This is a genomic window from Cyclobacterium xiamenense (genome assembly GCF_900109255.1).
Classification (GTDB): Bacteria; Bacteroidota; Bacteroidia; order Cytophagales; family Cyclobacteriaceae; genus Cyclobacterium; species Cyclobacterium xiamenense.
Genome location: NZ_FNZH01000005.1, coordinates 23,005 through 30,167 on the forward strand (window position 1 = coordinate 23,005; position 7,163 = coordinate 30,167).

The 7,163-nt window shown below is 53.4% G+C and carries 5 protein-coding genes; 1 reads left to right on the forward strand and 4 read right to left on the reverse strand.

All coding sequences use genetic code 11. The features are described from left to right. The first annotated feature begins 101 nt into the window (after nucleotides 1–101). Nucleotides 102–1,016: a glutaminase gene (locus BMW71_RS15920; protein ID WP_092176195.1), complete on the forward strand. Its 915-nt coding sequence runs from the start codon at nucleotides 102–104 to the stop codon at nucleotides 1,014–1,016. Here BMW71_RS15920 and BMW71_RS15925 read toward each other — a convergent pair. The 4 genes from BMW71_RS15925 to BMW71_RS15940 all read right to left on the reverse strand — a co-directional run. After that, nucleotides 1,013–1,960, reverse strand: a complete 948-nt coding sequence (locus tag BMW71_RS15925) for a sugar phosphate isomerase/epimerase family protein (RefSeq protein WP_244891200.1) — start codon at nucleotides 1,958–1,960, stop codon at nucleotides 1,013–1,015. The genes BMW71_RS15920 and BMW71_RS15925 overlap by 4 nt on opposite strands. Nucleotides 1,961–1,987: 27 nt before the next feature. Then, on the reverse strand, nucleotides 1,988–3,484 hold the full coding sequence (locus BMW71_RS15930) for a DUF1501 domain-containing protein (RefSeq protein ID WP_092176198.1): 1,497 nt from the start codon (nucleotides 3,482–3,484) through the stop codon (nucleotides 1,988–1,990). Nucleotide 3,485: 1 nt separating this feature from the next. Continuing rightward, nucleotides 3,486–6,221: a DUF1553 domain-containing protein gene (locus BMW71_RS15935; protein ID WP_092176200.1), complete on the reverse strand. Its 2,736-nt coding sequence runs from the start codon at nucleotides 6,219–6,221 to the stop codon at nucleotides 3,486–3,488. 534 nt (nucleotides 6,222–6,755) lie between these two features. Beyond that, on the reverse strand, nucleotides 6,756–7,163 hold a 408-nt coding region (locus BMW71_RS15940; RefSeq protein WP_177179672.1), incomplete at its 5' end, for a T9SS type A sorting domain-containing protein.

The window sequence follows — 7,163 nt, forward strand, 5'->3', positions numbered from 1 at the left end:
TTTGGTCAGCTGCTTTTTGTTTGCCCACGGATTATGAAGCCGTTCCGAAATAATTCACTCCTTGTGAAGTCAAAACGCCGCTTGGGTTGTACCTTGTATGCATGGACTACCAGCAACTGATCGAAGAAGTATATCAGGAAGTCAACGACCTGAATCTACGGGGCACGGTAGCGGACTACATTCCCGAATTGGCAAAGGTATCCGCTGACCGGTTTGGCATGGCCCTGATCGACTTGAACGGGGAGGTTTACGGGGTTGGCGATTACCAGGAGCCTTTTTCCATTCAGAGTATTTCCAAAGTATTCACCCTGACAATGGTTTTTCATGTTTTTCGGAGCAAACTCTGGTCACGCGTTAACGTAGAACCTAGCGGCAACCCCTTCAACTCCATTGCCCAACTGGAGTACGAAAAAGGCATCCCCCGAAACCCCTTTTTGAACGCAGGGGCCCTGGTGATTACCGATGCCCTTACGAGCAAATCTGAAAACCCCGTCCATAGTATACGGGAGTTTATTGACGAGCTGGCAGGACAGCATTGCGTTCGGATCAATGAAGAGGTGATGCACTCCGAACTGCTGCATGCGGAGCGGAATACGGCCATGGCTTATTTTTTGAAGGCCTACCAAAACTTTGACAATGACATACAGGAAGTCATCCGCACCTACGTGTCGCAGTGTTCCATTGAAATGAGTTGCGAGGAACTGGCCAAAGCGTTTTCTTACCTTGCAAACGACGGCTATTCCCTCTTTGCAAAAAGGGAAATCCTAAACGAAAGTCAATCCCGCCGTGTCAATGCTCTCATGCTCACCTGCGGCTTTTACGACGAATCCGGAGAATTTGCATTTCGCGTGGGCTTGCCCGGAAAAAGCGGTGTAGGCGGCGGGGTGGCTGCGGTACTTCCCGGAAAATTCAGCATCGCCGTCTGGTCGCCCGAATTGAACGAAAAGGGAAATTCGGTCAAGGCGATCAAGGCCCTTGAACTCCTGACAGATAAGCTAAAGTTTTCGCTCTTCTAGACCAGGTTGGCGGTTCGCCACATGGCCCTTGAAGTTGCGGCCAGCGCCGGCTCATTGTCCATGGCGTTTAGTTTGGCATTGAATGGTTCCGCACGTACCGGACCGTCGTAGCCGATGTTGACGAGGGCCTGCATGAAGCCCTTCAGATCGATTAGGCCACTGTCTCCCGGGAGTTGGCGCTCGCCGTCTATTTGTTCGATAATGCTTCTTCCAGCCGTGGCGTCATTGAGGTCGCAGGTCACGATTTGATCGTTGCTTAGCTTTTCCAGATCGGCGACACTTTCGCTAGAGGTGTACCAGTGAAAACTATCCAGCTGTACCCCTACGTTTGGGCGCCCGATGTCAGCAATGAGGTCTTGCACTTCTTTCAGTGTCCCCACAAAGGGGTACCGGTTGATGATTTTCAGGTTTTTTGTACCCACGTACTCAAACCCTAGTTTCAGCCCTTCTTCTCCGAGTATTTGGGCAGCCAGGCCGAGGCGCTGACTGTGTTGCTTTAGGTTTTCCAGGTAGGGCAGTTCGTTATGGCTGGGCATGATCCAGGTATTCACCCGGCTTACCCCCGCCTCCCGCAGGCGAACGGCAATTTTGGGCAATTCTTTAATTCCTGCTTCGTAGGTAGCCTTGTCTTTGCGGAAATCCACCGGCAGACCGGCCGAATCCCAACTGAGCTGCTGTGCGGCCTTTCGGGCCAAAAATTCATCCAATTTGCCCGGGGACATTTCCATCAGCTGCGCAGGAACAGGCAGGATGGCTTCAAACTTATGGGCCACTGCTTTGTCAATCATTTCTTCCTGACTGATTTTTACGCCTATGGCGTAGGGGTTCAGGCTTATCCGGAATTTTCGTTGGCGGAAATCCGGAGCGGCCTGGGCCAGGTAGGGAGCGGTAGCCAATCCCAGGCTGAGGGCCCCGCCTCGCTGAATAAATGTTCTTCGGTTCATTGGATGTTTGCTAATGTTCGTGACTGATTAGGATAGAATTTCCCGAATGACATGCCCTTCCACGTCCGTTAAGCGGAAAGGCCTGCCCTGAAAATCAAAGGTAAATTGCTCGTGGTCAAATCCCAAAAGTTGGAGGATGGTGGCATGAATATCGTGTACGGAAACGGTATCTTCCACACCGGAAAATCCGAATTCGTCTGTGAGCCCGTGCGCCGCTCCTTTCTTGATACCGCCCCCGGCCATCCACATGGTAAAGGCATCGACGTGGTGATCCCGGCCCTTGTAACTCTGGGTTTTTCCTTCCCTGTTTTCCTGCATGGGGGTGCGGCCAAATTCTCCTCCCCATACCACCAGCGTTTGGTCCAGTAGGCCTCGTTGCTTGAGGTCGGTCAATAGGGCGGTAATGGGGCGGTCGATTTCGCGGCATTTGTCTTTCATGCCCAGGTCAATGGCGGTGCTTTCACCTGTACCGTGTGCATCCCATCCCCAATCGTAGAGCTGTACGAACCGGACGCCTTTTTCTACCATTTTGCGTGCAAGCAGGCAGTTATTGGCGAAGGATTCCTCTCCCGGCTGGGTGCCGTATAGCTGGTGGATGTATTCCGGTTCTTCGTTGATATTCATTACCTCCGGCACCTCAATTTGCATGCGGAATGCCATTTCGTACTGGTTGATTCGGGCGAGAATTTCCGGATCCGCATAGGCCTGGAAATCTGCCTCGTTGATCCCGTTGATGGCGTCGAGCATTTTTCGTTTCAAGCTTCGTGACATGCCTTTCGGGTCCTCGATGTACAATACCGGATCCCCTTGTGAGCGGCATTGCACTCCCTGGTAGACGGAGGGTAAAAAACCGCTTCCCCAGACGCTTTTTCCGGCGTCAGGCGTTTTTCCTCCGGAGGTGAGTACCACAAATCCGGGTAGGTTTTGGTTTTCGGAGCCCAGGCCGTAGGTCACCCAGGAACCGATGCTGGGCCGGCCGAGTCGGGGGCTACCCGTTTGCATAAACAGCTGGGCAGGACCATGATTAAATTGATCCGTATGAACGGCTTTCAGGAAAGCCACCTCGTCCACGACCTGCTTGAAATGAGGCAGGTAATCCGACACCCAGTTGCCCGACTCGCCGCACTGCTCAAAGTTCGCTTGGGGGCCGAGCAGGTTGGGACGGCCACGGATAAAGGCAAATTTTCTTCCCTGCAGCAGGGATTCCGGACACTCTTTGTTGTGAAGCCGGGCCAGTTCGGGTTTGTAATCAAACATTTCCAGCTGGGAGGGGGCACCCGCCATGTGCAGGTAGATCACCGATTGCACCTTTGGCGTAAACGGAGGTGCCATAGCAGACAGGGGGTTGAGGTCTCGCTCGGAAAGTTGCATGCGCCGGGGTTCCGGGGCCTGGCAGCCGCCGATGAGTGATCCCAAAGCCAGGCCGCCCATGCCACTTACACAGCGCTGAATAAAATGCCTGCGGGTTTGGGTCTGCAGTTCCCGTTCCAGTTTCTCAGCCAGTAATTTTTTGATGGTGTCCATGTCAGGATTTGGTTAGGAATTCATCCAGATTCAATAGTGCATTGGCGACCACCGCCAGGGCCGCCAGTTCGGGGTCTTTGTCGGCTTCCGCAGCGAACTGAAGCCAGTCCTTCAGGGCCTGCGGATCCTGCGCAAAATCTTCCTGCGCAAAATCCCGGAGGTCTTTCAGGTAGCGGTGTTTCTCCGCGGTGATGGGCTGTAGCAGCAGCTTTTCGTACGCCCAGGAGATCGGGTCTTCGGCGCCGGACTGCTGCATGCGCAGCGCCAGCTGGTAGGCAGCCTCCTGGTATACCGGGTCGTTTAAGGTTACCAGGGCCTGCAAGGGCGTATTGGTCACCGTGCGGTCGATGGTACATACCTCCCGGCTTCCCGCATCAAAGCTGATAAAGGACGGATAGGGGCTGGTGCGCTTTAGAAGGGTGTATACCGCGCGTCGGTACCGGTCTTCCCCCTCGCTGGTTTTCCAGGATTCTCCGTTATAGACGGTTTGCCAAACATTCTCCGGCTGGGGCGGCATGACCGGTTTGCCGTACATCTTGTCGCTTAGTAGGCCCGTTGCTGCGAGTGCCTGGTCCCGGATTTGTTCCGCACTGAGTCGGAACCTCGGTCCCCGGGCGTACCATTGGTTGTTTGGGTCTTTTTCGTGCAGCAAGGCCGAAGAGACGGAAGACTGACGATAGGTACCGGATAGCACCAGGTCTTTAATCAACGGTTTCAATCGCCAGTCGTGGTCTTCCATGAGCCGAACCGCCATCCAGTCCAACAGTTCCCGGTGGCTGGGAGGCTCGGATTGGGTACCCATGTCTTCCAGGGTACTCACCAGTCCCCGACCAAACAATTGCGCCCAGATGCGGTTGGCCAGGGTGCGTGCCGTAAGGGGGTTTTCCTTGCTGGTTAGCCAATAGGCGAGGCCCAGTCGGTTTTCCGGCCAGGCGGGGTCCCAGCTATTGAGGACGGCAGGTACATCTGGCTTCACTTCCTCCCCTTTGAGCATCCAATTGCCCCGTTCAAACACATGGCTCGTTCGCTTCATGTAATCCGGATTTTCGATCATAATCGGAACGGAAGGGGTAGTTGTGTTGAGAAGCGCCAGGAAATCCCGATCGGTCTCTGCGTGCCCGGGTTGATTTTTTCCGGGCAACTCCGGAAAAAAGGCCAGCCAGTTGATGGCCGAGGTGGTTTGCTGGGGGCCAAGCCGCCGGTTTTCCATGCGAAAATACAGGTCTACTTTTTCGTTAACTTTTTTGATAGGAAACCGCCGGATGACCCGTCCCTCCGTTTTATCCAGGGTAAACCGGGCCAAAATCTCTCCCTCAGGGCCGTCCTTACGAATAGTCAGCAGGCTTCCTTCGTTGCCGGTCCAATAGTTTAGGTAAATATAGGGGGATCCACCCGTGTAAATTCCCCGAAAATAACAGGAGCCCTGGTCCCAAAGTCCGAGCCATTTGGTGTCGATCAATTCCCCGTTTTCAAAATCCTCCGCCAGGTGTGCATGGTACTTGGGCTCCTGGTAGCGTAGGATGGCTTCTACTTCTTTTTCCAGATCCTTGCTCCCATGCCGGGCGGCCCAGTTTTTTATTTCTTCTACCCGAACACTGTCCTTCCCGGTGTAGAATTTTAATTTGGGCTCCTCGCCATGGGTGTCTTCATCGCGGCTGTTATTGAAGAAAGCCATGAGTTGGAAATAGTTTTCGTGGGTAAAGGGATCGTAGGGATGGCTATGGCATTGCACGCAGGCGATGGTGGTACTCTGCCATACGTCAAAGGTGGTGTTGACCCGGTCGAGTACAGCGGCGACCCGAAACTCTTCGTCCTGCGTGCCTCCCTCGTCGTTGTTCATCGTATTGCGGTGAAAGGCTGTGGCCGTAAGCTGGTCCAGGTCCGGATCGGGTAGTAAATCACCGGCAAGCTGTTCCACCGTAAATTGATCGAAGGGCATGTCGGTGTTTAGGGCTTTGATGACCCAGTCGCGGTAGGCCCAGATTTCCCGGCTGACATCCCGCTCGTAGCCCTTGGTATCGGCATAGCGGGCCAGGTCCAGCCACCAGGAAGCCCATTTTTCGCCATAAGCCGGGCTTTCCAACAAGGCATCTACCAATTCCTCGTAGCTTATTTCGTTGGATTTCCACCGGTTTACGAGTTCCTCGGAGGGTGGAAGTCCGGTAAGGTCCAGGCTCAATCGGCGAAGAAGTACCAGTTTATCCGCTTCGGGCGATGGCGCCAATTCCTGTTGGGTCAAGCCGCGGGCGATAAACCGGTCGATGTCGTTTTGCAGAAAGGCGGGCGCGGACTCGGTGAAAAAACCAGCCTGAACCGGCGTTTCGGGAGGAGTGGGTTTCGTTGGGGTTTCGTAGGCCCAGTGTTTGCCCCAGGGTGCTCCCTGTTCCACCCAGGCGGTAAGGATTTCGATTTCCTCCTCGGAAAGGGGAGCTTTCTGGTAAGGCATGCGGATTTCCGGATCGGCCGCGGTGAGGCGCTTGATAAATTCGCTGGCGCTGGCATCGCCGGGAATGATGGCCGGATGGCCGGACTCGGTGGCAGCGAGGGCCTCCGCTTCAAAAAGCAGGCTAAAGCCCCCGTTTTTCTTGACCCCTCCGTGGCAGGAAATGCAGTGTTGGTTCAGAATGGGTTTTACCTGCGCGCTAAAGTCAATTTCCTTTTCCTGTGTCAGGGAATAGAAAACCACCCCTGCGAGCAGAATACTGGTCGTTCCAATAAGAAATCCGGTTTTATTCATGGGTCGTTTTGTCACAAATACGAGTCGAAAATAGCCAGAAAAGCCTGAAATCGCAAGGTGTAGAGATACAGGATACCTTCTTTTAGTTTTCAAACGCGTTTAACCAAAGCCGATTTTTTCAAATGGGACGCGCCGACAACGGCAACCTGCTCCGACATCTTTTCATCATGACTTGCTGATCAGTGGTTCTGACATAGGGGGGCTAGATGCGGGCCTTGCATTTACAGGCTGTTTTTTTAAAGGAACTGGGTTTGCATCGGACGATTGGCCTATTTTGAACGTCTATCCATAGCATTTACCCACGTCAAAATGTCCGGAACCAGGGCAGCGATTCGCTTGCATTCCCACCACCTTACACGGGTTGCCTTCACAGGCGAATACGGGAAAAGGTGCCGATCGTGGCGAATTCGAAATGCGTCACTTTCTTGCATAACAGACGTCCAATTCCCGGAAAACAACCGGTACAAACCGACCCCGGTGACAAAAATAGTATGGCTTTTTGTTACCATTCGATAAACACTCTAACCGTTTACTTTATTTCACTTGAAAAAGGCGTTGTGTACCAACGAGAGGTCCCTCAATAACCATTACGTAGTATCCGGGGAGTAAAGCGTTTATATCCAATTGAGTCACCGAATTCCTGATCTCCTGCGACATGATTTTCTCGCCATCGACCGTGTAGATGTGTACATAAACCACCTCTTCTGGCTGTAAACTCCCGATGGATACATTTATCGTGCCGGCGTCGGCAGGATTCGGGAAAATTAGAAACTCATTCTCGGAGCTTTTCGATAGGCTTACCTGGGTTGATTTTTCGAACGTGAAGCTATCTACGTCGAGGAGGTATCCCGAAGCTCCCTTAAAAACCAGGAACAGGGTTTGATCGCCCAGAAACACGGATCCGTCGGCGTAGCTTTCCGGGTCCACCACCCTGATCGCAAA